Source organism: Streptomyces sp. NBC_01549, assembly GCF_026339955.1.
Classification (GTDB): domain Bacteria; phylum Actinomycetota; class Actinomycetes; order Streptomycetales; family Streptomycetaceae; genus Streptomyces.
The window spans coordinates 425,749-452,432 of the sequence record NZ_JAPEPW010000001.1 but is presented as its reverse complement, the minus strand read 5'-3'; the positions used below and the strand labels follow the sequence as shown (position 1 = coordinate 452,432).

Here is a 26,684-nt window from a genome sequence, read left to right as displayed (position 1 = left end):
CAGGATCGTCATATGTCTGGCACCCGAAGCGAACGTCTCCGCGGCACACACGCCTCAAGCGAACGTGTCTCCGGCGACGGCGTCCGCGCCGACCGTGCCCGCGAGGCCCGCGTACGCGGCGACGGCGTCGGCGGCGACCACGTACACGACGAGCGTGTGCGCGGCGAGCGTGCACGCGATCGCGGCGACCGCGTTCGCGTGCTGATCGTCGACGACGAGCCCGCGCTCACCGAGCTGCTGTCCGTGGCTGTCACCGAGGCGGGCTGGCGGCCCTACCCGGTCGCCGACGGGCACAGCGCGCTGCGCGCCGCCCGCGGCTGCGCCCCGCACGCGGTCGTCCTCGACGGGATGCTGCCCGACCTCGACGGACTCCAGGTGCTGCGCAGGCTGCGCTACGAGAATCCGAGACTGCCCGTTCTCATGCTGACCGCGCGCGACGCGTTGGAGCACCGCATCGACGGCCTGTCCTCGGGCGCCGACGACTACGTGACCAAGCCCTTCTCCCTGGAGGAGGTCGTCCTGCGGCTGCGCGGACTGCTGCGCAGGGCCGGAGCCGAGCCGATCCGGACCGACGGCTCCGTCCTGGTGCTCGGCGATCTCGTTCTGACCGAGGAGACCCGCGAAGTGCGCCGCGACGGCACATTGGTCCAGCTCACCGCCAAGGAGTTCGACCTGCTCGACCTGCTGCTGAGCCACCCGCGACAGGTGCTGAGCAAGGCCCAGATCCTCGACCACGTGTGGAGCAGCTCCTTCGACGGCGGCGGCAATCTCGTCGAGGTCTACATCTCCAGTCTGCGCCGGAAGATCGACAAGGGGCGGGCGCCGGTGATCCACACCGTGCGTGGGGTGGGGTACGCGATCCGGCCGGTGGAGGACGGGAGATGAGCCTCCGCACCACCCCGCGCACCGGTTCCGCGCGCCCACGTTCCCCGCGCGGCCGGTCCCTGCGTACCCGCCTCCTCCTCTTCATCGGCGCCATCCTCGTCGCCGTCTGCGCCGCGATGGCCCTCACCACCGTCTTCGCCCAACGCTCCTACCTGCTCGGCAACCTGGACCAGCGCGTCACCGACGCCGCCGAGCGCAGCCAGGGCGGCCTCCAGCGCCGCAGCGGCGACGACACGGACCTGGGGTTCCTCAACGAACGGGGACAGGCCGTCGGCACGCTCGCCGCCCGGTTCGACGAGGACGGGGACATCCTCGCCGCCGAAGTCGTCACCCACGACGGCGGCCAGCAGACCCTCACCGCCGTCCAGCGCGCCGCCCTCGACGGCATCACCACCGACGGCTCCCTGCACACCCGCACCGTCCCGGGCCTCGGCAGCTACCGCGTGACCGCCCTCGGCGGCGACGGCGTCCCCGTGCTCACCGGGCTCCCCATGGGCGACGTACAGGACATGATCGGCCGGCTGGTCGCGGTCGAGGGCGTGGTGGCCGCCGTCGGCCTCACCGCCGCGGGCTGTGTCTGCGCGGTCGTCATACGGCGCCAACTGCGCCCTCTCGGACGGGTCGCCGCCACCGCCGTCGAGGTCTCCCGCTCCCCGCTGGGCCACGGCGAGGTCACCAGACTGACCCGGGTACCCGAACGCGACACCGACCCCGGCAGCGAGGCCGGCCAGGTCGGCGCCGCCCTCAACCGCATGATCGACCACGTGGAGTCCTCGCTCGCCGAACGCCAGCGTGGCGAGGAGGAGATGCGCCGCAGCGAGGAACGCATGCGCCGCTTCCTCGCCGACGCCAGCCATGAACTCCGTACGCCTCTCGCCTCCATCGCCGGATACGCGGAACTGATGAACCGCGGCACCGAGATGATCGAACCGACCCTCGCCTGGCGCCGGGTCTCCGCCGAGTCGGCCCGGATGACCGGCCTCGTCGAGGACCTGCTGCTGCTCGCCCGGCTCGACGAGGGCCGGCCGCTGCACGCGGCCGAGGTGGACCTCGCGGCACTGGTCGCCGAGGCGGTGTGGGACGCGCGGGCCGCCGGGGACACCCACAACTGGCAGCTGGCGCTGCTGCTGGACTCCTCGGCCCTGGTCGTCGGCGACGAGGCACGGCTGCACCAGGTGGTGGCCAACCTGTTGGCCAACGCCCGTGTGCACACACCCGTGGGCGCGACCGTGGTCGCCTCGGTGGAGGCCACGGAAGCGGCGTGCGTGATCCGTGTCCGCGACGACGGCCCCGGTATCCCCCAGCACTTGCTCCCGTCGGTCTTCGAACGCTTCACACGGGGCGATGTCTCGCGCGCCCGCGGCGGCCCCACGGAGAGCGGCTCCGGCCTCGGACTCGCCATCGTCGAGGCGGTCACCGTCGCCCACGGCGGTCGCATCCGCGTGGAGAGCGCCCCGGGCTGTACGGAGTTCACGCTCGAACTGCCCCCGGCCGAAGGCGCCAGGACCCCGGACCCGGTGTCCGCCCCGGCACCCGCGTCGGCCTGACCCTCGGCGCCTTCTTCCTCGCGCCTGTGTACCCACCATGAACGTCAACGGAATTGTTGACACTTTCTTCGGCGGCGGCATACGTTCACAGGCGTCGGATCGAGGTGCGCGCCATGCGCGGGTGACGTGACAGTGGTCCGCCCCGGTGCCGGGAAGGGAGCGGTTCGTTGTCCTCGAGCCGGACCCTTCCCCGTCGCACTTCAGCGAATCCTTGCGAGAAACCCCAGGTGTTTACGCCCGGGAGGAATCGCATCCCCGTGACTGCGGCGCGGAGCGCCGCAGTATCACTGTGTCTGCTCGGCCGCGGAGCGGCCGGGTGCCTTCTCCGGCGGAGCCGGGTGGTGCGAACGCATGGCCGGTCGGTTCGCTCAATGTGATGAACGGACCCGAACGTGTGGTGGTGTCTCGTACGGGTGCCTACGATCGGTGATCGTGAAGCTGGTCGTGCAGGTCAAGCTGGAGCCGACACCGAACCAGGCGGCGGCACTCGAGGCGACCCTGCACGCCTGTAACGAGGCCGCGACCTGGGTGAGTGAGGTCGCTTTCGAGCGTGGGGAGTTCAAGAACTTCGCCTTGCGCAAGCACACCTACGATGCTGTCAAATCCCGCTGGAATCTGGGTGCGCAGGCCGCGCAACATTCGATCAAGAAAGTGTGTGACGCCTACACCACGCTGAAGGCGAACCTGAGGGCCGGGAACCTCGGCAGGCCTGGCTCGCGCCGTTACCGCAAGGTCGCCGAGAAGCCGATCGCCTTCCGCCCTCAAGGCGCGCAGCCCTACTACTACACCCTCTACTTCACCGCCCGCTTCGACCGCGACTTCAAGTCGACCGGCACCTGGCAGGACGAGAAGCTGAGCCCGGGGTCCACGGAGGCGAGCGGCGGCACCGGCGGCTTCGCGAACGGCGGCCGTCCTGCCGCGGGCAAGGGCGCCGGCGGCTATGTGGAGTTCGAACCCGGTGCCGACGCCGTGAACGTCAAGGTCGGCATCTCGTACGTCAGCCAGGCGGGCGCCGCCGCCAACCTCGCGGCCGAGAACCCGCCGTCCCGCTCCTTCGCCTCGGTCCAGGACGCCGCCCACCGCGCCTGGCGCGACCAGCTCGGTGCGATCAGGGTCGGCGGCGGCAGCGACACCGACCGCACCACCTTCTACACCGCGCTCTACCACGCGCTCCTGCACCCGAACGTCATCAGTGACGCCGACCGCAGATACCGGGGCCCCGACGACAAGATCCATGTCGTCGGCCGCGGCCACCACGCCCAGTACGGCACCTTCTCCGGCTGGGACGTCTACCGTTCCCAGGTCCAGCTGCTGACCCTGCTCAGCCCGGACACCGGATCCGACATCGCGCAGTCGCTGCTCGAACTCGCCCGGCAGAACGGCGGCGTCTGGGACCGCTGGCTGCACGGGGCGAGCGGCACCCACGTCATGAACGGCGACCCGTCCCCGACCGCGCTCGCCGGCATCCGGGCCTTCGGCGGCACCGACTTCGACCTGCGCGGCGCGCTGGACTCACTGGTCAAGGCGGCGACCGTGCCGACCGAGGGCGACCTCTCCTCCTCGGGTAAGCCGGTCCTGTCCGTCGGGCAGCGGCCGTCGCTCGACAAGTACCTCGAGCAGCACTACATGCCGTCCGTGTCCAACGCCTGGGGCGGTGCCGCCGAGACCCTCGAGATGTCCGGCGCGGACTTCGCGCTCTCCCAACTCGCCACGGCGGCGGGGAAGAAGCAGACGGCCGCCGACTTCGCCGAGCGCTCCCAGTGGTGGCAGAACAACTTCAACATCGCGGCCGACCCGAGCGGTGGCTACATCGCGGGCCGGAAGGCGGACGGCAGCTGGGTCACCGGCTTCACCCCGGCGACCGGCAACGGATTCGTGGAGGGTACGGCCGCTCAGTACACCTGGATGGTGCAGCACAACCCGGCCGGGCTCTTCGCCGCGATGGGCGGCCGGGACAAGGCGCTCGACCGTCTCGACTTCCACGACTCCGACGGCAGCTGGGCCTTCACGGGCAGCGGCGGCGACAAGTCCGAGCTGGACAACGAGCCGTCGATCAACGTGCCCTACCTGTACGCCTACGCGGGCGCGCCCTACAAGACGCAGGAGACCGTCCGCGCCGCGATGACGGGGTTGTGGTCGACCCAGCCGGGTGGCATCCCCGGGAACGACGACCTCGGGGAGATGTCGTCCTGGTACGTCTTCTCGGCGCTCGGCATGTATCCGCAGGTCCCCTCCCGCGCCGAACTCATACTCGCCTCACCGTTGTTCACCCGGGTGGAGATCGACAGGCCCGGCGGCAACGACATCGAGATCCGTGCGACGGGCGCCGCCGCCGACGCCCCGTACGTCCAGTCCCTGAAGGTCAACGGCCGTACCAGCGACCGGCCTTGGCTGCCCGCCTCCTTCCTCCGCAACGGCGGCACGCTCGACTACACCCTCTCGGGTACCCCGAACCGCACCTGGGGCAGTGACCCGGCGGACGCCCCGCCGTCCTTCCGGGAGGGTGAGCAGCCGTATCAGATCGGGGTCGGCCCGACCGCGGCGACGCTCGCCCCCGGCGGCAACACGAAGCTCGACATCCGGGCTCTCGCGCTGAGCGGTGGCACGGGTCCCGAGGTCCGCTTCAAGGTGGACGCCCCGGCCGGAGTGACCGCGACCCCCGCCGAGGGCACCGTGACCGACGGCTCCCAGGAGATCACCCTGTCCGCCGGTGACACCGCCCGGCAGGGCTTCTACGACGTCAAGGTCACCGTGACGTCCGGCGCCACCTCATACGAGCAGCCGGTGGCCCTGACCGTCGCGGCGCCCGGCTCCCTCCTGGCCGCCTACAACAACACCGGTGTCTCCGACGACACCGGCGACCACGACGAGGCCGACTACGACGGCGGCGGCTGGAGCTACTCCCGTCAGGCCCTCGCAGCCGCCGGCCTGGCTCCCGGCACCCAGGGCACCGTGGACGGCCTCACGTACACCTGGCCCGACTCGCCCACCGGCCGCCCCGACAACGCATCGGCGACCACCCAGACGATCGAACTGGGCCGTCCAGCAGCCGAGTTGTCCTTCATCGGCAGTGCCGTCAACGGTAATCAGCAGACCCGCGCGACCGTCACCTACACCGACGGCAGCACGGACTCCGTCGACCTCTCCTTCACCGACTGGACCGTCGGCGGCGGAGGCGGCACCGTCCAGTACGGCAACGAGGTCGTCGCCAGGACCGCGTACCGGAATGTCGCGGGCGCCGACAAGGACCCGGTGGCCACGTACGTCTTCGCGACGAAGCCCTTCCAGGCCCCGTCCGGCAAGACCGTCAAGAGCGTCAAGCTGCCGGACAACGCCGACCTGCACGTGTTCACCCTCGCGGTGAGCTGAGACCCCGGCCGCACAGCAGAGCGGTCGCGGAGAGTGATCTCCGCGCCCGCCCCGTCCACGTGAGGGCGTCAGCCCAGCAGTTCCACCTCCGCGAGGGTCGCCTCGCTGTCGAGGACCAGGCGGTAGTGCGTGTACGAGCCAGGATGCGCGACCGAGAACACCCGGGTCTGCTTGTCCCAGGTGAAGGACTCCCCGGAGCGCTTGTCGAGGTCGGTCCACGTGGTGCCGTCGGAGGAGCCCTGCAGGACCCAGCCGCCCGGAGCCTTGGTGTGGTCCGAGGATGAGGTCAGGGTGTACTGAACTCCCTTGGCCGCGGCGGACGTCGGCAGGTCGACCGAGGTGACCGTGGCGTCCGTCGCCGAGGTGTTGTCGAAGAGCGCGCCGTCACCCTTGAGGACGTCCGCGCGGGGCGTGGGCACCTTGTCGTCCTGGGTGATCGACACGGGCGCCGCGTTCTTGCCCGTACCCCACGACGACGGCTTGGAGCCCATGTCGAACTCCAGCACGCCGCCACGGGAGAGGAGCGAGTGGGGGAGCGACGTCGACGTCCAGCGCTCGCCGTTGAACTTCACGCCCTGCACGTACACGTTCTTCGCGCTGTTCTTCGGGGCCTTGACGACCAGGTCCTTGCCGTTCTCCAGGTGCACGGTCGCCTTGGTGAACAGCGGGGAGCCGATGGCGTATTCGCCGCTGCCCATCACCAGCGGGTAGAAGCCGAGCGAGGAGAAGAGATACCAGGCGGACTGCTCGCCGTTGTCCTCGTCGCCGTGGTAGCCCTGCCCGATCTCGCTGCCGGTGTAGAGGCGGGAGAAGACCTCGCGGACGTTCTTCTGCGTCTTCCAGGGCTGGCCCGCCGCGTCGTACATGTAGTTCACGTGGTGGGCGACCTGGTTGGAGTGCCCGTACATGCCCATCCGTACGTCACGGGCCTCGGTCATCTCATGGATGACCCCGCCGTAGGAGCCCACGAAGTCCGGCGAGGCCGTCTCGGGGGTGGCGAAGTACGTGTCGAGCTTCTGGGCCAGCCCGCTCTGACCGCCGTACAGGTTGGCCAGGCCTCGCGAGTCCTGCGGCGCGGTGAAGGCGTACCCCCAGCCGTTCGTCTCGGTGTAGTCGTAGCCCCACACGCGCGGGTCGTACTTCGAGGAGTCGAGCCGCCAGTTGCCCTGCGCGTCGCGGCCCTGGAAGAACCCGGCCTTGGAGTCGAAGAGGTTCACATAGTCCTGGGCCCGGTTGAGGAAGTAGGCGGACTCCTCCTTGTAGCGCTTCTTGCCGGTCTTCTTGTAGAGGGCCTGGCCCATCTCGGCGATGCCGTAGTCGTTGACGTATCCCTCCATCGCCCACGACAGGCCCTCGCCGGTGGCGGTGCTGGTGTAGCCGAGGAAGGGGGAGGTCGACATGCCCTTGCGGCCCACGCCGGAGGCCGGCGGGACGACGGTCGCGTTCTTGAGGGCAGCGTCGTAGGCCGCCTCCGCGTCGAAGTCCACGCCCTTGACGTACGCGTCGGCGAACGCCACGTCCGAGGAGGTGCCGGTCATCAGGTCCGCGTAGCCGGGGGAGGACCAGCGCGAGGTCCAGCCGCCGTCCTTGTACTGCTGCACGAACCCGTCGACCATCTCGCCCGCCTGAGAGGGCGTCAGGAAGGAATACGCCGGCCAGGTCGTCCGATAGGTGTCCCAGAAGCCGTTGTTGACGTACACCTTGCCGTCGACGATCTTCGCCCCCGTGTGCGTGGGGGTGTCAGGACCGGGCATCGCGGAGAACGGCGAGGCGTACTGGTACTTCGAACCGACCTTCTCGAAGCCGGAGTTGGGGTACAGGTACAGCCGGTACATGCTGGAGTACAGCGTGGTCAGCTGGTCCGTTGTCGCGCCCTCGACCTCGACCTTGCCGAACAGCTTGTCCCACGTCTTGCGCGCCCGCTCCTTGACCGTCCCGAACGACGTGCCGTCGGGGATCTCCTGGCGCAGGTTGTCCTTGGCCTGGTCGACGCTGATGAGGGAGGTCGCCAGGCGCAGGGTGACCGTGTGGTCGGCGCCGGGCTTGAACTTCAGATACCCCTTGACGCCGGACGAGCCGCCGTCCGTCACCGGCGCGTCGAACACCCCGTACACGAAGAGCCGGGTCGCGCCCGTCGACAGCCCGGACTTGACGTCCGAGTACCCGGTGACGATCCCGTTGTCCTTGTCCAGCGTGAGCCCCGCCTGCTCGGTCACGTTGTCGAAGAGCACGCTCGCGTCCTCACCCGGATAGGTGAAGCGCAGGGCCGCCGCGTGGTCGGTGGGCGCCATCTCCGCCTTGAGACCGTTCTCGAAGGTCACCCCGTAGTAGTACGGGCGCGCGGTCTCGTTCTCGTGCCGGAAGGCGAGCTCGCGGGCGTTGCGGTCGGTGTCGGGGGTACCGGAGGCGGCCGAGGGCATCACCTGGAAGGTCTGCCGGTCACCCATCCAGGGGCTCGGCTCGTGGCTCGCGCTGAACGCCTGGATCGTCGGCAGATTGTCCGCGTTGTTCGCGCGCGCGTAGTCGTACAGCCAGCTCAGCGAGCCCGCGTTGGTCACCGGCGTCCAGAAGTTGAAGCCGTGGGGGAGGGCCGTCGCCGGGAAGTTGTTGCCGCGCGAGAAGCCGCCGCTGGAGTTGGTGCCGCGGGTCGTCAGCGCGTAGTCGGCCAGATGCGCCTTGGGCTTCTCGGGCGCCACGGTCTTCAGCGCCACGTCGTCCAGCCAGCCGCGGAACTTCGCCGGGCCCTTGGGGGAGTCGTAGGCGAGGAGAATCCGGTCGACGGTCTTGCCGGCCGCGACCGAACCGATCCGCGAGGCGACGTTGTTCCACTGGTTGACGTAGAGCACCTTGGCCGCGCCCTGGCCCTGCGGGGTCAGCGCGAACCCGTGCTGGTCGACCGCGTTCAGGTCACTCAGATAGGTGCCGTCCGTGAACGCCAGGTCCACCGACACGTTCGTGGCGTCGTAGTCCCGGTCGCCGTCCGCCATCGAGGGGAAGATCCGGTACGACAGCTCGGTGTCGCGCCCGACGCCCACGTTCACGTCGAAGACCTTGTTGTACGAGTAGGCCCGGCCGTCCCCCTTGTGCGTACCGGCGTAGCGCAGGGCCCGCTTGCCCGTGAAGCCCGCGCCCGCCTTCGCGGTGGGGGAGCCGCTCGGGCCCCGGTCCACCAGCGAGAGCATGTCCTTGGGGGTCGGGTCGTCGCTCTGGCCCGTCGAGAACTGCGCGTCGGCGAGCTGGAGGATGTCACCGCCGTTGTTCTTGGTGACGTCGAGCCGGAAGTGCTGGTACTCGACGGGGCTCGCGATGTCGTACGACTTCGTCTGGAACCGCTCGCCGAAGGACTCGCCGGAGCGGGTGTCCAGGGTCTTCCAGCCCTTGCCGTCCGTGGAGCCCTGGAGGGTCCAGTCCTGGGGGTCGCGCTCGTCGTGGTCGTTGGCCGACGTCAGCGCGTACGTGACCACCTTGACCGGGGTGTCGAAGTCGAACTCCGCCCAGCCGGTGGGCTCGAAGGTCAGCCACTTGGTGCTCGACTCGCCGTCGACGAGGTTCTCCTTCACCTCCCCCGCGCCGGTGTTCTCGCCGCTCGCGCGGACGTCCGTGACGTGGTCGGTGACATTGCCGGGGATGCCGGTGCTGTAGTCGCCGTCGACACCGGACGAGCGCTTTGCCCCGTCCGCTCCCGTGTCGACGGTATTGATCCAGGTGGGTGCCGGATCACCCGATTCGAACGAGGAGGCGAACTCGCGGTCGGCGGACGGCGCTTGGGCCGGAAGGGCAATCGCGGTGCCCTGTGAGGCCACGACCAGAGAAAGCGCTACCACCCCCATTATCGTTGAGGAACTCCAACTGAACCGAGCCGAAGAACTCCGTCTGCACCGAGCTCTGTGCTGCATGCGCGAGCACCCTCCCATTTCTTCGGCTCGCTCACCTCCGGGGTGCTGCGGCTGGTGTCGGGAGGGCGACCGCGCTCAACCCTTCGGGCCTCCGCGCGCTCGCAACTCCTGGCACGGGCGCGCCCTTGAGGCTCACTCACCTAGCCCTGGACAACGTTGTCAGATTTGCTGCGCAAGGACCAGTAGGGAGTCAAGTTGTCAGTGGTGTCAAGGGTGTTGGATGTGGCGTCCGGGATGAATATCGTGCGACGAGCTGCGCATTACTCCCATGGTGGGAGATTGGCACCCTGTTGATCTTCCCCCTGGGAAGTCGCGGACGCCCCATATTTCCGTGAGGTCTCAACTCGGAAAAGACCCGCGGGTAAACCCGCTTTCGATCTTGCTCCGTTGACGGGAAATGGACTATACCTGTCGGCGTCCGCCCAGCCGTTCGACGGCCGCGGACAGGCACGTCCCGGGGGAAATCGGACGTCGGCGGCCAGTGTGACGGGCAGGGATCGCCGCGTTGACCAACTGAACCCCTCACGCACGACCCCAGCTTGACCTAACCGCGGTGCCGGGGAGGATCCGGTTCACCGCCTGAGTCCTGGAGAAGGCGAGGACTTGAGCATGGGATCCACTTCCGCCGAGCACAGCAACACCGAGGGTGTCGGACGCCGTGACCTGATCAAGCGGTCCGCGGCGCTCGGCCTGATTTCCGTACCGACGATGAGCTTCTTGTCCGCTTGTGCGAGCAGCGACAGCGGTTCGGGCGACAAGGCCAAGGCCGGCAAGAAGACCACGAAGAACCCGCTGGGCGTCAACGAGACGGCCCCGCTCTCCGTCGTCATCTTCGACGGCGGATTCGGTACGAAGTACGCGACCGACGCCAACGCCCAATACAAGGCGGCGTACCCCAAGGTCAAGGTCAACTTCCATGCGACCCAGAAGATCCAGTCCGAACTGCAGCCCAAGTTCAACGGCGGCACCCCGCCGGACCTGATCGACAACTCAGGCGCCCAGCAGATGGACATGGGCGTGCTCGTCGGCAAGAAGCAGCTCACCGACCTGACCCCGCTCCTCGACGCGCCGTCCATCGACGACCCGTCGAAGAAGGTCCGCGACACGCTGCGCCCCGGCATCGTCGAGATGGGCCAGTTCGACGGTGCGCCGGTCTGGATCATGTACTACGCCTACACCGTCTACGGCGTCTGGTACTCGCAGACCGCCCTCGACAAGCTCGACGCGACGTACCCCGAGGACTGGGACGCGATGCTCGCGCTGTGCGAGAAGGCGAAGAAGAAGGGCATCGCCGGCTGGACGTACGCGGGCAAGTACCCGTACTACCTGCCGTTCTCGCTCTACCCCTTCATCGCCAAGATCGGTGGCCGCGAGGTTCTCGACAAGATCGACAACCTGGAGCCCAACGCCTGGAAGGACCCGGCCGTCAAGTCCGCCTTCGAGGCGTACTACGAGCTCTACAAGAAGGGCTACATCCTCAAGGGCACCCCGGGCATCGACCACATCCAGTCGCAGACCGCCTGGGCCAAGGGCAAGGCGCTCTTCATCCCGAACGGTTCCTGGGTGGAGAACGAGTCCGCGAGCGTGATCCCGAAGGACTTCAACCTGGCCGTCAGCGGCCCGACCGGCCTGGACAGCTCCGACAAGATGCCGTTCGGCACCATCTGGGCCTCTGGCGGCGAGCCGTTCATCGTGCCGGCCAAGGCGAGCAACGCCGAGGGCGGCATGGAGCAGCTGCGCATCATGCTCAGCGAGGCCTCCTCGAAGAACTTCACCAGCCAGGTGAAGTCGCTGACCGCCTTCAATGGAGGCACCGACGGGATCACCCTGACCCCGGGCCTCAAGTCCGGTGTCGCGGCCCTGGAGAAGGCCGGGACCAACGTGGTCAACCCGCGGCTGCAGGACTGGTACGTGAAGCTGCAGAAGGAGCAGATCGGTGTCGCCGGTCTCGGCGAGATGATGGCAGGGCGGCTGACCCCGGCCGAGGCCATCAAGAAGATCCAGGGCTACGCGGACGCGGCGGCCAAGGACCAGTCCATCAAGCACTACAAGCACCAGTAGCGGCGCGTGTCCACGCGTCGCCGGCGGCGGCATCCGCGAAACGATCGGGGTCGGTAACCATGCAACACGGCAAGTACCGGTTCATTGTGGGGTTCTTGGTGGCCCCCTTGGCGTTGTACGCGATCTTCGTGATCTGGCCCTTCGTCCAGGCCATCTACTACTCGTTCACGGACTGGACCGGTCTGAGCCCCGACTTCAAGATGGTCGGTTTCGCCAACTACACCAGAATGCTGGACGACGACATCTTCTGGAAGTCGTTGCAGCACAGTCTGCTGTTCGCGTTGCTGCTGCCGCTGGTGACGCTGGGCCTCGCGCTGTTCTTCGCGTTCATGCTCAATGTCGGTGGGCGGCGCCGGAAAGGCGCCGCCATCACCGGAGTGCGCGGTTCGGGTTTCTACAAAATCGCCTACTTCTTCCCGCAGGTGCTGTCGATCGCGATCGTCTCCCTGCTTTTTCAGTTCGCCTACAACCCCAACGACGGCGTCATCAACGGGACGTTGAAGGCCATCGGCCTCGGCAGTGTCCAGCCGGACTGGCTGGGCGACCCGAACCTCGCCCTGTGGTGTGTGATGGCGGTGCTGCTGTGGAGCACGGTGGGGTTCTTCGTCGTGCTGTTCTCGGCGGGCATGGCGTCGATTCCGAAGGACTTCTACGAGGCCGCGCTGCTCGACGGCGCGAGCCGCGCCACCACCTTCTTCAAGATCACCCTTCCGCTGCTCTGGGACACCGTGCAGTCGGGCTGGGTGTACATGGGGATCCTGGCGCTCGGCGCCGAGGCGTTCGCCGCCGTGCAGATCATGACCGTGGGTCCCGGCGGCCCCGACTACTCGACCACGGTCCTTCCGCTGTACGTGTACCAATCGGCGTTCCGTGACGCGAACGCCGCCTACGCCACCACGATCGGTGTCGCGCTCCTCATCGTCACGCTGCTGTTCGCGGCGATCGTGATGCGGCTGGGCCGGCGCGAGCGGCTGGAGTTCTAGATGAAGACCACTGACACCCCGCCGCCCGTGGAGCCGGTCGAGGACCGTCCTCAGCAGGTGACGAAGGAGAAGGCGCCGCCGGAGAAGGCGAAGAGCAGTGAGGGCGGCGTTCTCAACGCCTTCTCGCACGGCATTCTCGTCATCTGGGCGATCATGGTCGTGCTGCCCCTGCTGTGGGCGGTGATGACGTCTTTCAAGGACGACGACTCCATTTTCAGCTCGCCCTGGTCGCTGCCGGACAAACTGCACTTCGACAACTGGTCGCGCGCCTGGTCGCAGGCGCACATGAGCGACTACTTCGGCAATACGCTCATCGTGGTGGGCTTCTCGCTGGCCGGTACACTCGTGCTCGGCTCGATGGCGGCGTACGTCCTCGCCCGATTCGAGTTTCCGGGCAACCGTTTCATCTACTTCCTCTTCGTCGGAGGAATGAGTTTCCCGATCATGCTGGCCCTGGTGCCGTTGTTCTACGTGCTGAACAACATGCGTCTGCTGAACACGCTGCCGGGTCTGATCCTCGTCTACATCGCGTACTCGCTGCCGTTCACGGTCTTCTTCCTGACCTCGTTCTTCAGGACTCTGCCGACCTCGATCGCCGAGGCGGCGTTCGTCGACGGCGCCTCGCACACCCGGACGTTCTTCCAGATCATGCTGCCGATGGCCAAACCGGGCCTGATCAGCGTCGGGATCTTCAATTTCCTGGGCCAGTGGAACCAGTACATGCTCCCGACGGTGCTGAACACCGACCCCGACAAGAAGGTCCTCTCCCAGGGCCTTGTCGAGCTGGCGACCAGCCAGGGCTACAAGGGCGACTGGTCGGGCCTCTTCGCGGGCCTGGTGATGGCCATGCTCCCCGTGCTGGCCGCGTACATCATCTTCCAGCGACAGGTGGTCCAGGGGCTGACAGCGGGGGCTCTCAAGTAGGCCGAGTGAGGTCACGGCCCAATCCGCCGGACACCGGGAACTCCCCGGAATACGTAATCCTGAGTACGTGATCCCCTCCGAATGCGCGGAGGGGATCACGCGTACTCGGTCCCGCCATTCGGCTCCCTCTATTCGGTCCCGCCCGGTCGGTCCCGTATTACCCGTTCCCCCTGAACGGGTCCACCCGTCCGCAGGGATTCCGCGGGAGCCCATGCCCGGCCCATCGGCTCGCGAGGTCTTGATCTTGTACGGCCGGAACGGTGACAACTTGTAATCAGTCCGGGTGTGACCTGCGCCATAGAAGGATCTACGCCACGGTCTGTACCGCACACGTGTGCTCGTCCGCGTCGGATGCAGCTCAACCTCTTGACGGGAGGTAACCCAAACAGCTCAGCTTAGAGTTCACTAGTTGGACATAGGCGGGGCCACATTGTGGCGGCCTCGTACGCGGGAGGTCGTCGTGGAGACTCCGGGGTCGCAGTCGTCGCTGCACCGAGCCAATCTGGAGCGCGTCGTACGTGCGGTGCGCCTTGCCGGTTCGCTCACGCAGGCGGAGATCGCGAGGACGACGGGCCTGTCCGCCGCGACCGTTTCCAATATCGTCCGGGAGCTCAAGGACGGCGGAACGGTCGAGGTCACCCCCACTTCGGCGGGTGGCCGCAGGGCCCGCAGCGTGTCCCTGAGCGGTGACGCCGGCATCGTCATCGGTGTCGACTTCGGCCATACGCATCTGCGCGTCGCGGTAGGGAACCTCGCCCACCAGGTGCTGGCCGAGGAAGCCGAACCACTGGACGTGGACGCGAGCGCCGCGCAGGGCTTCGACCGGGCGGAAGAGCTGGTCAGCCGCCTGATCGCGGCGACCGGGGTGGACCGGTCCAAGATCGCGGGCGTGGGTCTCGGCGTGCCGGGCCCGATCGACGTGGAGTCGGGGACCCTGGGGTCCACCGCGATCCTGCCGGGCTGGACCGGCGCGAAGCCCGCCGAGGAGCTGCGGGGGCGGCTCGGCGTGCCCGTACACGTGGACAACGACGCCAACCTCGGCGCGCTCGGCGAGCTGGTCTGGGGCAGTGGGCGCGGAGTCAAGGACCTGGCGTACATCAAGGTCGCGAGTGGTGTCGGCGCCGGGCTGGTGATCGACGGCAAGATCTATCGCGGGCCCGGCGGCACAGCGGGCGAAATCGGGCATATCACTCTCGATGAATCCGGTCCCGTCTGTCGCTGTGGCAATCGGGGCTGCCTGGAGACCTTTACGGCGGCGCGCTATGTGCTGCCGCTCCTGCAGTCCAGTCATGGCACGGACCTGACCATGGAAGGCGTCGTCAGGCTGGCTCGGGACGGCGATCCGGGCTGCCGTCGGGTGGTCGCCGACGTCGGCCGTCACATCGGCAGCGGGGTCGCCAATCTGTGCAACCTGCTGAACCCGAGCCGGGTGGTTCTCGGCGGCGACCTCGCCGAGGCCGGGGAGCTCGTTCTCGGGCCCATCAGGGAGTCGGTCGGGCGGTACGCGATCCCCAGCGCCGCACGTCAACTCTCGGTGCTCCCAGGGGCACTTGGCGGTCGTGCGGAGGTGCTCGGGGCACTCGCCCTCGCGCTCAGCGAGATGGGCGATTCGACCCTTTTGGACGGCTCGCTGGCCGCGGTCACCCCTGCCTTCACTTAGAGAACGCATGGCACCGTTGCCATCTCGTTAAGTATTTACTTCTTGACGTCGCACGCGTGGCCGAGTTGACTTCCAGCCACCTCGGCCGCAACGACGCGGCCTCGTCAGGGAGGTTTCTGAAGTGAACACGCGTATGCGTCGTGCCGCGTTTGCCGTTGCCGCTGGTGCGATGGCCGTTTCGCTGGCCGCTTGTGGCAGTGCCAAGGAGTCCGGCGACAAGAGCGACAGCTCGAGCTCCGCCAAGAAGGGCGACGCGATCAAGGTCGGTCTGCTCCTTCCCGAGAACCAGACCGCGCGTTACGAGAAGTTCGACCGGCCCTTGATCGAGAAGAAGGTCAAGGAGCTCACGAACGGCAAGGGCACGCTCCAGTACGCCAACGCCAAGCAGGACGCCACCACGCAGGCGCAGCAGGTCGAGACGATGATCACCGACAAGGTGGACGTCCTGATCGTCGACGCTGTGGACTCCGCGGCCATCAAGAACTCGGTCCAGAAGGCCAAGGACGCCGGCATCCCCGTCGTCGCCTACGACCGTCTCGCGCAGGGCCCGATCAGCGGTTACACCTCGTTCGACAACACGACCGTCGGCAAGACCCAGGGCCAGGCGCTCCTCACCGCGCTCGGCTCCAAGGCCAAGTCCGGCAAGATCGTGATGATGAACGGGTCGTCCACCGACCCGAACGCCGCCCAGTTCAAGGCCGGTGCCCACTCCGTCCTCGACGGCAAGGTGAACATCGGCAAGGAGTACGACACCAAGGACTGGAAGCCGGAGAACGCCAACGCCAACATGGAGGGCGCCATCTCCGCCCTCGGCAAGAAGAACGTCATCGGCGTCTACTCCGCCAACGACGGCATGGCCGGCGGTATCATCACCGCCCTCAAGGCCGCCGGCATCTCCGTCCCGGTCACCGGCCAGGACGCCGAGCTCGCGGGTGTGCAGCGCATCATCGCCGGTGAGCAGTTCATGAGCGTCTACAAGCCGTACGCCCCCGAGGCCGACGCCGCCGCCGAGATGGCCGTCGCGCTCGCCCAGGGCAAGTCGCTCGACACCGTCGCCAAGGACAAGGTCGACAGCCCGACCGACAAGGCGATCCCCTCGGTCATCGTCGCGGTCGTCTCGCTGACCAAGGACAACATCAAGGACACCGTCCTCAAGGACGGCGTCTACACGGTGAGCGACATCTGCACGGGCGCCTACAAGGCCAAGTGCGACGCGCTCGGCATCAAGTAGTCCGAGCAGCTGAAGTAGCCGCCGCAAGTCTCTATCCACGTACGGGAATTCGTTCTTGAATTTCCGTACGGGACTTGCGTCATAGAAGCCCCTCCGGCGCCTCGCATCCATCAGCCCCGCAAAGCTAGGGCGGGGCGCCGGACGGAACACCCCCCTCCACAAACTTCTGCACAACCTCCCGCCGGGTCAGGCGGCGAAGGAGATGGTTCACGTGTCCGCTACGCCTGTTCTGGCGTTGCGCGGGGTCTCCAAGCGATTCGGTGCCGTCCAGGCGCTCACCGATGTAGAGCTTGAGGTCCACGCCGGTGAAGTGGTCGCCCTGGTGGGCGACAACGGCGCCGGAAAGTCCACGCTGGTGAAGACGATCGCCGGCGTGCACCCCATCGATGAGGGCGCGATCGAGTGGGACGGCAAGACCGTCCACATCAACAAGCCGCAAGACGCCCAGGGCCTCGGTATCGCGACCGTGTACCAGGACCTGTCGCTGTGCGACAACATCGACGTCGTCGGCAACCTCTACCTGGGCCGGGAGCTGAAGAAGCGCGGCATCCTGGACGAGGTCGAGATGGAGCGCCGCTCCCGCGAGCTGCTGGACACGCTGTCCATCCGGATCCCCAGCGTCCGCATCCCGATCGCCTCGCTCTCCGGCGGTCAGCGCCAGACCGTGGCGATCGCCCGTTCGATGCTCGGCGAGCCCAAGCTCGTCATCCTCGACGAGCCCACCGCGGCCCTCGGTGTCGAGCAGACCGCCCAGGTCCTCGACCTGGTCGAGCGGCTGCGTGAGCGCGGCCACGCGGTCATCCTCATCAGCCACAACATGGCGGACGTGAAGGCCGTGGCCGACAAGGTCGCCGTCCTGCGCCTGGGGCGCAACAACGGCATCTTCGAGGTCAAGTCGACCTCGCAGGAAGAGATCATCTCCGCCATCACGGGCGCCACGGAGAACGCCGTGACCCGTCGTGCGGCGCGCAGCAATGGGGAGGCTCAGAAGTGAGCATCGACAAGACCTCTGAGACCCCCGAGGACCACGTCGTGGAGAACCCCGAGGCGGCCGCCGCGGCGGTCACCGCGGTCGACCCCCGGCTCCTCGTCCGCGAGCAGGGTTTCGCGGGCTACGCCTCGGAGTTCAAGCGCAAGATGAAGGCCGGCGACCTGGGTTCGATCCCGGTCGTCCTCGGTCTGGTCATCATCTGGATCATCTTCCAGAGCCTGAACTCCAACTTCCTCACGGCGGGCAACCTGTCCGACATCTCCGTCGCCATGGTCGGCACGGGCATGATCGCCGTCGGTATCGTCTTCGTGCTGCTGCTCGGTGAGATCGACCTGTCGGTGGGTTCGGTCTCCGGTGTGGCGGGCGCCGCGTTCGCGGTGCTGAACGTCACGCACGGCATGAACGAGTGGCTGGCCTTCGTGCTGGCCATCCTCACGGGCACGGTCGCTGGCGCGATCCACGGTTTCGTGTTCGCTCGCATCGGTGTGCCGGCCTTCGCCGTCACCCTGGCCGGTCTGCTCTTCTGGAACGGCTTCATGCTCCGGATCCTGGGCGACAACGGCACCATCAACCTGGACAGCAACGGCCTCGTCGCCAAGCTGACCAGCTACTACTTCACCGATGTCGCCGCCGCCTACGCGCTCGCCATCGGCGTCACCGCCGTGTTCTTCCTCACCTCCTTCTACGGCAACAAGCGCCGCGAGGCCGCGGGTGTGCCGTCCCGGCCGCTGAGCGAGACCATCCTGCGCACCGCGCTGCTGGCGATCGTCTCCTTCGCCGTGGCGATCACCTACAACCAGTACAAGGGCCTGCCGTTGGCCGTGGTGATCTTCATCGCGGTGCTGCTGATCACGGACTTCGTGCTGCGCCGTACCGCGTACGGCCGGAAGATCTTCGCGCTCGGTGGCAGCGTCGAGGCCTCCCGGCGTGCCGGTATCAACGTGGAGATGGTCCGGATCTCGGTCTTCGCGATCTCCGGTACGTTCGCCGCCATCGGCGGTCTGTTCATCGCATCGAAGATCGCCTCCGCCAACCAGGGCGCGGGCGCCGGTGACCTCCTGATGAACGCGATCGCCGCCGCGGTCATCGGTGGTACGAGCCTCTTCGGTGGTCGTGGGCGTACGTGGAACGCGCTGCTGGGTGTGCTGGTGATCGTGTCCATCCAGTACGGTCTGGCGCTGCAGGGCATCGCGTCGCCGATCCAGTACATGATCACCGGTGGTGTGCTTCTCGCCACGGTCGTCATCGACGCCGTCACCCGCAAGACGCAGAAAACGGCCGGCCGCGCGTAGCGGAGCCGTCGGGGCGCTACTCAGGCCCCTTTGATCCTGTGCCCGGCGCCAATGGCGGTGCCGGGCACAGTCATGTCCGGGCGGAACATTAGACTCGACAGGCCCGGCAAAGCTCGAACAGCTCTACTGCAAGGAGGCACGGGTGCCGCTGCTGACCCGCATCAGGGGACCGCGCGATCTGGACCGGCTCAGCCTGGAGCAGCTGGACCAGCTGGCCGAGGAGATCAGGACCTTTCTCGTCGACGAGGTCTCCAAGACCGGCGGCCACCTCGGCCCGAATCTCGGTGTCGTGGAGCTCACCATCGCGCTCCACCGTGTCTTCGAGTCGCCCAAGGACAGGGTGCTGTGGGACACCGGCCACCAGTCCTACGTCCACAAGCTGCTCACCGGCCGTCAGGACTTCTCGAAGCTGAAGATGAAGGGCGGCCTGTCCGGTTACCCCTCGCGGGCCGAGTCCGAGCACGACGTGATCGAGAACTCGCACGCCTCCACGGTCCTCGGCTGGGCCGACGGCCTGGCGAAGGCCAACGAGGTGCTGGACAAGAGCGACCACGTGGTCGCCGTCATCGGTGACGGCGCTCTCACCGGCGGCATGGCCTGGGAGGCGCTCAACAACATCGCGGAGGCCAAGGACCGCCAGCTGGTCATCGTCGTCAACGACAACGAGCGTTCCTACGCCCCCACCATCGGCGGCCTCGCGAACCACCTGGCGACCCTGCGTACCACGGACGGCTACGAGCGCTTCCTCGCCCGGGGGAAGGACCTCCTGGAGCGCACTCCGGTCGTCGGCAAGCCGCTCTACGAGACCCTGCACGGCGCCAAGAAGGGCCTCAAGGACTTCATCGCCCCGCAGGGCATGTTCGAGGACCTGGGCCTGAAGTACGTCGGCCCGATCGACGGCCACGACATCGAGGCCCTGGAGTCGGCGCTCACCCGTGCCAAGCGCTTCGGCGGCCCGGTCATCGTGCACTGCCTCACCGAGAAGGGCCGCGGCTACCAGCCCGCCCTGCAGGACGAGACCGACCGTTTCCACTCCGTCGGAAAGATCCATCCGGACACGGGCCTGTCGATCGCCTCCTCCGGCGCCGACTGGACCTCCGTCTTCGGCGAGGAGATGATCAAGCTCGGCCAGGAGCGCAAGGACGTCGTGGCCATCACGGCCGCGATGCTCCAGCCGGTCGGCCTCGAGAAGTTCGCCAAGGCCTTCCCCAAACGGGTGTACGACGTCGGCATCGCGGAGCAGCACGGCGCCGTGTCGGCGGCGGGCCTGGCGACCGGCGGACTGCACCCCGTCTTCGCCGTCTACGCGACCTTCCTCAACCGCGCCTTCGACCAGGTCCTGATGGACGTGGCGCTGCACAAGTGCGGTGTGACCTTCGTGCTCGACCGTGCGGGCGTCACCGGGACCGACGGCGCCTCGCACAACGGCATGTGGGACATGTCGATCCTTCAGGTCGTGCCGGGCCTCAGGCTCGCCGCGCCGCGTGACGCCGACCAGGTCCGCGCCCAGCTGCGCGAGGCCGTCGACGTGACCGACGCGCCGACCGTGGTCCGCTTCTCCAAGGGCGCGGTCGGTCCGGCGGTGCCCGCGGTGGGCCGCATCGGCGGCATGGACGTGCTGCGCGAGCCGGGCACCGACGCGCCCGACGTGCTCCTCGTCTCCGTGGGCGCCCTCGCGCCGATGTGCCTGGAGATCGCCGTCCTCCTCGACCGGCAGGGCATCTCCACGACCGTCGTCGACCCGCGCTGGGTCAAGCCGGTCGACGAGGCCATGGCCCCGCTCGCCGAGCAGCACCGCGTGGTCGTCACCGTCGAGGACAACTCCCGGGTGGGCGGTGTCGGCTCGACGATCGCACAGGCCCTGCGCGACGCCGGCGTCGACGTCCCGCTGCGCGACTTCGGCATCCCGCCGCGCTTCCTCGACCACGCCACCCGCGCCGAGATCCTGACGGAGATCGGCCTGACCGCACCGGACATCGCCCGCCAGGTCACCGGTCTCGTCTCCAAGCTCGACGGCCGCTTCCCGGGGGCCGCCGCGCAGACGGTGGACTCGGTGGAGCCCGCGCGCGACTGACGTACCTCGATCGAACGCAGGTCCATTGGGCCGGTTCCGGCACCCCGCACGGGTGGCGAAACCGGCCCATTTGCGTGAACCCGACCGCCTCGGGGCATGCGCGGTACACGCCCCCTCGATCATGTCGAGGACGCCAAGCGTGGAGGTAGGCCCGTGAGCAGGACCCTCTTCAGGACGAAGAAGGTCGAGCAGTCGATCTTGGACACTGAGGAGCCGGAGCACGCACTCAAGAAGTCGCTGTCGGCTCTGGATCTCACCGTCTTCGGCGTCGGTGTCATCATCGGTACCGGCATCTTCGTCCTCACCGGCAAGGTCGCCAAGGAGAACGCGGGCCCCGCGGTCTCGCTGGCGTTCGTCGCCGCGGGTGTCGTCTGCGCCCTCGCGGCGCTGTGCTACGCGGAGTTCGCGTCCACGGTCCCGGTGGCGGGATCCGCGTACACCTTCGCGTACGCCTCGCTCGGTGAGCTGCCCGCCTGGATCATCGGCTGGGACCTGGTGCTGGAGTTCGCGCTCGGTACGGCGGTGGTGGCCGTCGGCTGGTCGGGGTACGTGCGCTCGCTCCTGGACAACGCGGGCTGGCATCTGCCGGACTATCTCAGCGGGCGGGAGGGGACCTCCGGATTCGGCTTCGACATCCTCGCCGCGGCGCTGGTGCTGGTGCTCACCGCCATCCTGGTCATCGGTGTGAAGCTCTCCGCCCGCGTCACCTCGGTCGTCGTCGCCATCAAGGTCACCGTCGTGATGATCGTGATCATCGCGGGTGCCTTCTTCATCGTGGGCGACAACTACGAGCCCTTCATCCCCAAGGCGCAGGCGCAGACGGCGGGCAGCAACCTCCAAGCCCCCCTCGTCCAGCTCATGTTCGGCTACACGCCCACCAACTTCGGCGTGATGGGCATCTTCACCGCCGCCTCCGTCGTCTTTTTCGCCTTCATCGGCTTCGACGTGGTGGCGACGGCCGCCGAGGAGACCAAGAACCCGCAGCGGGACATGCCGCGCGGCATCCTGGGCTCGCTCTTCATCTGCACCGCGCTCTACGTGGCCGTGTCGATCGTCGTCACGGGCATGCAGAGGTACGACCGGCTGTCCATCGACGCGCCGCTCGCCGACGCCTTCAAGGCGACCGGGCACCCCTGGTACGCGGGCGTCATCAGCTTCGGCGCCGCCGTCGGTCTGACCACGGTCTGCATGATCCTGCTGCTCGGCCAGACCCGGGTCTTCTTCGCGATGAGCCGCGACGGGCTGCTGCCGCGGTTCTTCTCCCGGGTCCACCCGAGGTTCCGCACCCCGCACCGGCCGACCATCCTGCTCGGCGTGATCATCGCGATCCTGGCGGGTTTCACCAGCCTCAGCGAACTGGCCGAACTGGTCAACATCGGCACGCTCTTCGCCTTCGTCGTCGTCGCGATCGGCGTCGTCATCCTCCGCCACACCCGCCCCGACCTGCCCCGCTCCTTCCGCACCCCGCTCGTCCCGTTCGTCCCGATCCTCTCCGTCCTCGCCTCGCTCTGGCTGATGCTCAATCTGCCCGCCGAGACCTGGCTGCGGTTCGCGGTCTGGATGGTGATCGGCTTCGTCGTCTACTTCCTGTACGGCCGCTCGCACAGCCGTCTCGAACGGCACGAGGAGGCGACCGGCACCCGCTGATGCCGCCGCCGCGCCCCAACGCCCGGTGATCGGCCCGTATTGATGCTCCGGCCCCGTATGTCCCGCTTCGGTGGAGACCGCGGGGCCCGATAGCGTGCACCGTATGCTCGCCGGGCTCCTGGAAACACCACGTTCCGTAGTCGCGTCACGGGTGTCGGGCCCCGGCTACTGGAGACGGCTGCTGCCCGTCCTCGGGGCGCTGGTCTGTCTCACCCGGGCTCCCTCCTTCGTAGGGCCGCTGTGGAACCCCGACGAGGGCTATCTCGCCGTACAGGCGCGGATACTGGCGGACGGGGGAGAGCTGTACGAGACCGTCGTGGACCGCAAGCCGCCGCTCGTGCCGTGGCTGTACGAGGCGGCGTTCGCGGTGTTCGGCTCCGGTTCGCTGACGTCGGTACGCGTCCTCGCGATCGTGGCCCAGCTGTCGACCGCCGTGCTGCTGGCCTCGCTGGCCCGGCGCCGCTGGGGCGATCGGGCCGGGCGCACGGCCGGGGTGCTGTACGTGCTGGTCTCGATCGGGCTCAACCCCGAGGACGCGCAGGCGGCGACCTTCGAGATCTTCATACTGCCCTGCACGACGGCCGCGATGTGGTGTGCCGACCGGCGTCGTTGGGACGCCGCGGGGGTCGCCGTGGCCTGCTCCCTCCTGACCAAGCAGACCGGCGGAGTGGTGCTCGTGCCGGTGCTCTGGATGCTGTGGCGACAGGCGACGGCATCCAGAAGAGCCCTGCTGCGGCTGGGAGTTGGCCTGGTCGTCCCGGTCCTCGGCGCGGCGCTGCTCACCTCCCCGGCGGGGTTCCTGTTCTGGACGGTCACCGGTTCGGGCTCCTACGCCTCCTTTACGGGCTCCGAACTACACGTCCTGTCACGGGGGTTGACCAACGCGGGGATCCTCGCGGCGGCCTGCGCGGGCCTGATCCCGCCGGTCCTGCGGGCGCTGCGCGTGGCCCGCACCGGCGCGGCCGAACTCTGGCTGTGGCTCGGCTCGTCGGCGGTGGCGGTCCTGGTCGGCTTCCACTTCTTCGGCCACTACTACCTGCAACTCATCCCGTCTGTCGCCCTGTTGGCGACGGCCGCGCTGCAGATCCTGCCCCGTGCACGCCTGGTGACCGCCGTCCTCGCCTCGGTCTGCTGCTGCACGCTGTTCCTGGCCTGGGGTCTGCTCGTGCCGCGCCCCGAACTCGGGCACGCCCAGCGCCTCGCCGCCGCCCTGGACCACCGTACGGATCCAGGGGACCGCGTCCTGGTCTGGGGCATACACCCGGAGACGTACTGGCTGGCGCACCGGACCCCCGCCAGCCGCTATCTGACCGCCGGGCTCCTCACCAACTACAGCGGCGGCCGCGACGGTCCCCAGGTCGGCGAGAAGTACGCCGTCGAGGGCACCTGGCCGGTGTTCCGCGCGGAACTGACGGCCCACCCCCCAGCCCTCGTCGTCGACGACTCCCGCGGCAAGCCGTACGCCCCCGACCGGGTCCGCTCGCTGCGCCGGCTGCTGGACGCGGGGTACGAGGAGGCGGGCACGGTGGACGGTGCGGTGCTGTACACCCGCACGGGGCCGCCGGACTGACCCCGGGGTCGCGCGCGGCCGGGCTCGCCCCGCTCGCTCACCCACTCCGGCCCACCGATCGCGCGCCCGCTCAGGACGGTCCCCGAACCGTCCGCGGGCCCGCCACCTCCGCGCCCGACCCGGTCACCCTGCGCCGCAGTTCACGGTCCGCCGTGACGACCAGTACGGGCCGGTCGCCCGCCTCGGCCACCACCTCGACGATGCGGTCGTCGCCGCTGCCGGGTGCCTCCACGATCCGTACACCGGGGACGGACTCCACACCCTTGGCCGCGCCCTCCACCACGAGGACCAGCTCCACCGGACCCTCGTGCCCGGGCAGTCCGTCCCGGGCGAGCCGGTCCCGCAGCCGTTCAGCGGCACCCCGGCGGTCGCGCCACCAGCCGTCGGGGACGGAGCCGACGACGTTGGCGGCGTCGATGATCACGAGCAGAGGCTGGTCGGTCATCCGGCCAGCGTCGCATGAATGGCCGTTTGGACATCCGTTTGAACGGCCATCACACGAGTTTCAGGAAACGTTCATCCTGTGATGGGGCTCGCGGCTCCCCTGCCGCCTCCGCGTGCGGGCACGCGGGAGGCCGAGCGGCCGCAACGGGGTCCAGCGCACCGTCCCGAGCGACGCGCTCAGCATCGAGGTCGGACTCGACCGGCTCTCCGGCTACCGGGATTCATTGGCAGTGCATCGGGTTTCAGCCCGGTGGAAGCGAATCTTGTCGTGGCGACGCGGAGCGTCGCGGATTCCTGTTCGGTGGAGCCGGACGTCCCGTGTTCACCACCCGTGGCGCGGAGCGCCGTGATGGCCGGTCCTGGCGGAGCCGAGTGATGCTCACACCGGCCGGTTTTGTTGCTCGATGTACTCCTTGACCACGGAGAGTGGGGCGCCGCCGACGGTTCCTGCGAAGTAGGAACCGGACCAGAGCTTGTTGGCCCGCCAGTAGTGCCGTACCAGGTCGGGGAACTCGTGGCGCAGGCGGCGGGAGGAGACGCCCTTGAGGGAGTTGACGAGCTTGGTGACGGCGACCTTGGGCGGGAAGTTCACCAGGAGGCGGACGTGGTTGTCCTCGCCGTTGAACTCCACCAGTTCGCACTCGAAGTCCGCGCACACCGACCGCATGATCTCCTCCATCCGCGTCAGATGAGCGTCCGTGAACACCTTGTGCCGGAACTTGGCACGAAGACCACGTGCACATGCATCACGAAAGCACAGTGGCGGCCAGTTCTGATCTTCTGCATCTCACCCATAACCCACGTATGTAGCGTTGCCGCCGTGCAGCTTCGGTACAGCTTCCGCCTGTACCCGGACACGGCCCAGCGCACCGCCCTGGCCCGGGCGTTCGGGTGCGCCCGCGTCGTGTTCAACGACGCGGTGCGCGCCCGTGAGGACGCCCGGAAGGCGGGCGCAGCTTTCCCGACGGCCGGTGAGCTGTCCAGGAAACTGATCACCGAGGCGAAGCGGACGGTGGAGCGGGCCTGGCTGGGAGAGGTTTCCGCCGTGGTGCTCCAGCAGGCTCTGCGCGACGCCGAGGCCGCTTACCGTAACTTCTTCGCCTCCCTCAAGGGGGCCCGTAAGGGCGTGAAGACCGGTGCGCCCCGGTTCAAGTCCCGCAAGGACAACCGTGAGTCGATCCGGTTCACCGCCAATGCCCGCTGGTCGATCACCGGTAGCGGGCGGCTGAACCTGCCGAAGATCGGTGCGGTGAAGGTGAAGTGGCCCAGGACCCTGCCCACCGCCCCCTCCTCCGTCACGGTGATCAAGGACGCGGCCGGACGGTACTTCGCGTCCTTCGTCATCGACACGGACCCGGCCGCCGACGCCCACCGGATGCCCGACAGCGACCAGATGGTCGGCATCGACCTGGGCCTGACGCATTTCGCGGTCCTTTCGGACGGCCGCGTGATCGACTCGCCGCGGTTCTTGCGCCGCGCCGAGAAGAAGCTGAAGAAGGCCCAGCGGGACCTGTCCCGTAAGCAGAAGGGATCGAAGAACCGGGAGAAGGCCCGCCTGAAGGTCGCCCGCGCCCACGCGCAAGTGGCCGACGCGCGCCGCGAGTTCCACCACCAGCTCTCCACGCAGCTGATCCGCGAGAATCAAGCGATCGGTGTGGAGGACTTGGCGGTCAAGGGGCTGGCGCGCACCAGGCTGGCCAAGAGCCTGCATGACGCGGGCTGGGCACAGTTCGTGGCCATGCTGGAGTACAAGGCGGTCAGGTACGGGCGCACCCTGGTGAAGATCGGCAGGTTCGATCCGACCTCCCAGACTTGTTCCGCCTGCGGCGTCAAGGACGGCCCCAAACCTCTCCACATCAGGGAGTGGACCTGCCCCGCGTGCGGCACGGTCCATGACCGGGACCACAATGCCGCGAAGAACGTGAAAACGGCCGCCGGACTGGCGGTCGCAGCCTGTGGAGCGCAGGTAGGACCAGGACTCGTCCTGGCACAGCGCGATGAAGCAGGAAGCCACGGATTCTCTCCCGAACCCCGTGCCGCGTAGCGGCACGGCAACGGACGAGAAGGCCAGAATCCTCGGGCTTCAGCCCGAGAAGCAAGTCAATTCCCC

The 26,684-nt window shown here is 68.1% G+C and carries 16 protein-coding genes and 1 pseudogene; 14 read left to right on the top strand and 3 right to left on the bottom strand.

Annotation, left to right across the window (positions count from 1 at the left end; all coding sequences use genetic code 11):
- Positions 1 to 12 precede the first annotated feature (12 nt).
- From OG819_RS01885 to OG819_RS01875, 3 genes are all read left to right on the top strand, one after another.
- Positions 13 to 885 (top strand): response regulator transcription factor, encoded by an 873-nt coding sequence (locus tag OG819_RS01885; RefSeq protein ID WP_323138177.1) that lies wholly within the window; start codon positions 13 to 15, stop codon positions 883 to 885.
- Complete coding sequence (locus tag OG819_RS01880) at positions 882 to 2,432, top strand: HAMP domain-containing sensor histidine kinase (RefSeq protein WP_266647707.1); 1,551 nt, start codon at positions 882 to 884, stop codon at positions 2,430 to 2,432. Before OG819_RS01885 ends, OG819_RS01880 begins: the two co-directional genes overlap by 4 nt.
- Positions 2,433 to 2,864: 432 nt before the next feature.
- Positions 2,865 to 5,801: a GH92 family glycosyl hydrolase gene (locus OG819_RS01875; RefSeq protein ID WP_266647705.1), complete on the top strand. Its 2,937-nt coding sequence runs from the start codon at positions 2,865 to 2,867 to the stop codon at positions 5,799 to 5,801.
- 68 nt (positions 5,802 to 5,869) lie between these two features.
- On the opposite strand, the gene OG819_RS01870 is transcribed toward OG819_RS01875, so the two are convergent.
- On the bottom strand, positions 5,870 to 9,631 hold the full coding sequence (locus OG819_RS01870) for a GH92 family glycosyl hydrolase (RefSeq protein ID WP_266647703.1): 3,762 nt from the start codon (positions 9,629 to 9,631) through the stop codon (positions 5,870 to 5,872).
- Positions 9,632 to 10,306: 675 nt separating this feature from the next.
- Here OG819_RS01870 and ngcE point away from each other — a divergent pair.
- The 10 genes from ngcE (at position 10,307) to OG819_RS01820 (ending at position 24,130) form a co-directional block, all read left to right on the top strand.
- Complete coding sequence (ngcE, locus tag OG819_RS01865) at positions 10,307 to 11,758, top strand: N-acetylglucosamine/diacetylchitobiose ABC transporter substrate-binding protein (protein WP_266629800.1); 1,452 nt, start codon at positions 10,307 to 10,309, stop codon at positions 11,756 to 11,758.
- A 59-nt stretch (positions 11,759 to 11,817) separates the two neighbouring features.
- The gene (locus tag OG819_RS01860; RefSeq protein ID WP_266629802.1) at positions 11,818 to 12,741 is read left to right on the top strand and encodes a carbohydrate ABC transporter permease; all 924 of its coding nucleotides are present in this window, start codon (positions 11,818 to 11,820) and stop codon (positions 12,739 to 12,741) included.
- The gene (locus tag OG819_RS01855) at positions 12,742 to 13,665 is read left to right on the top strand and encodes a carbohydrate ABC transporter permease (RefSeq protein WP_266629804.1); all 924 of its coding nucleotides are present in this window, start codon (positions 12,742 to 12,744) and stop codon (positions 13,663 to 13,665) included.
- A 460-nt stretch (positions 13,666 to 14,125) separates the two neighbouring features.
- Entirely contained in the window at positions 14,126 to 15,325 is a 1,200-nt protein-coding gene (locus OG819_RS01850) for an ROK family transcriptional regulator (RefSeq protein ID WP_266629806.1), read from the top strand.
- 133 nt (positions 15,326 to 15,458) lie between these two features.
- Entirely contained in the window at positions 15,459 to 16,556 is a 1,098-nt protein-coding gene (locus OG819_RS01845) for a sugar ABC transporter substrate-binding protein (RefSeq protein ID WP_266634765.1), read from the top strand.
- A 202-nt stretch (positions 16,557 to 16,758) separates the two neighbouring features.
- Complete coding sequence (locus OG819_RS01840) at positions 16,759 to 17,550, top strand: ATP-binding cassette domain-containing protein (protein ID WP_266629808.1); 792 nt, start codon at positions 16,759 to 16,761, stop codon at positions 17,548 to 17,550.
- Entirely contained in the window at positions 17,547 to 18,839 is a 1,293-nt protein-coding gene (locus OG819_RS01835; RefSeq protein ID WP_266629810.1) for a sugar ABC transporter permease, read from the top strand. Before OG819_RS01840 ends, OG819_RS01835 begins: the two co-directional genes overlap by 4 nt.
- 142 nt (positions 18,840 to 18,981) lie before the next feature.
- Positions 18,982 to 20,913, top strand: a complete 1,932-nt coding sequence (gene dxs, locus OG819_RS01830) for a 1-deoxy-D-xylulose-5-phosphate synthase (protein ID WP_266629812.1) — start codon at positions 18,982 to 18,984, stop codon at positions 20,911 to 20,913.
- A 153-nt stretch (positions 20,914 to 21,066) separates the two neighbouring features.
- A complete protein-coding gene (locus tag OG819_RS01825) occupies positions 21,067 to 22,560 on the top strand; it encodes an amino acid permease (protein WP_266629814.1) in 1,494 nt (497 codons plus the stop codon).
- 103 nt (positions 22,561 to 22,663) lie between these two features.
- The gene (locus OG819_RS01820) at positions 22,664 to 24,130 is read left to right on the top strand and encodes a glycosyltransferase family 39 protein (RefSeq protein WP_266629816.1); all 1,467 of its coding nucleotides are present in this window, start codon (positions 22,664 to 22,666) and stop codon (positions 24,128 to 24,130) included.
- 70 nt (positions 24,131 to 24,200) lie between these two features.
- On the opposite strand, the gene OG819_RS01815 is transcribed toward OG819_RS01820, so the two are convergent.
- A complete protein-coding gene (locus OG819_RS01815; RefSeq protein WP_266629818.1) occupies positions 24,201 to 24,575 on the bottom strand; it encodes an NTP pyrophosphohydrolase in 375 nt (124 codons plus the stop codon).
- 378 nt (positions 24,576 to 24,953) lie between these two features.
- Positions 24,954 to 25,369: pseudogene (gene tnpA, locus OG819_RS01810) on the bottom strand (IS200/IS605 family transposase).
- Between the two features lie 25 nt (positions 25,370 to 25,394).
- Between tnpA and OG819_RS01805 the strand changes: the two are divergent.
- Complete coding sequence (locus OG819_RS01805; RefSeq protein ID WP_266647701.1) at positions 25,395 to 26,618, top strand: RNA-guided endonuclease TnpB family protein; 1,224 nt, start codon at positions 25,395 to 25,397, stop codon at positions 26,616 to 26,618.
- Positions 26,619 to 26,684 lie beyond the last annotated feature (66 nt).

Coding starts and splice junctions, on each gene's coding strand:
- OG819_RS01885 (WP_323138177.1), top strand. CDS start 13: ATGTCTGGCACCCGAAGCGAACGTCTCCGCGGCACACACGCCTCAAGC.
- OG819_RS01880 (WP_266647707.1), top strand. CDS start 882: ATGAGCCTCCGCACCACCCCGCGCACCGGTTCCGCGCGCCCACGTTCC.
- OG819_RS01870 (WP_266647703.1), bottom strand. CDS start 9,631: ATGGGGGTGGTAGCGCTTTCTCTGGTCGTGGCCTCACAGGGCACCGCG.
- ngcE (WP_266629800.1), top strand. CDS start 10,307: ATGGGATCCACTTCCGCCGAGCACAGCAACACCGAGGGTGTCGGACGC.
- OG819_RS01860 (WP_266629802.1), top strand. CDS start 11,818: ATGCAACACGGCAAGTACCGGTTCATTGTGGGGTTCTTGGTGGCCCCC.
- OG819_RS01855 (WP_266629804.1), top strand. CDS start 12,742: ATGAAGACCACTGACACCCCGCCGCCCGTGGAGCCGGTCGAGGACCGT.
- OG819_RS01845 (WP_266634765.1), top strand. CDS start 15,459: ATGCGTCGTGCCGCGTTTGCCGTTGCCGCTGGTGCGATGGCCGTTTCG.
- OG819_RS01840 (WP_266629808.1), top strand. CDS start 16,759: ATGGTTCACGTGTCCGCTACGCCTGTTCTGGCGTTGCGCGGGGTCTCC.
- OG819_RS01820 (WP_266629816.1), top strand. CDS start 22,664: ATGCTCGCCGGGCTCCTGGAAACACCACGTTCCGTAGTCGCGTCACGG.
- OG819_RS01815 (WP_266629818.1), bottom strand. CDS start 24,575: ATGACCGACCAGCCTCTGCTCGTGATCATCGACGCCGCCAACGTCGTC.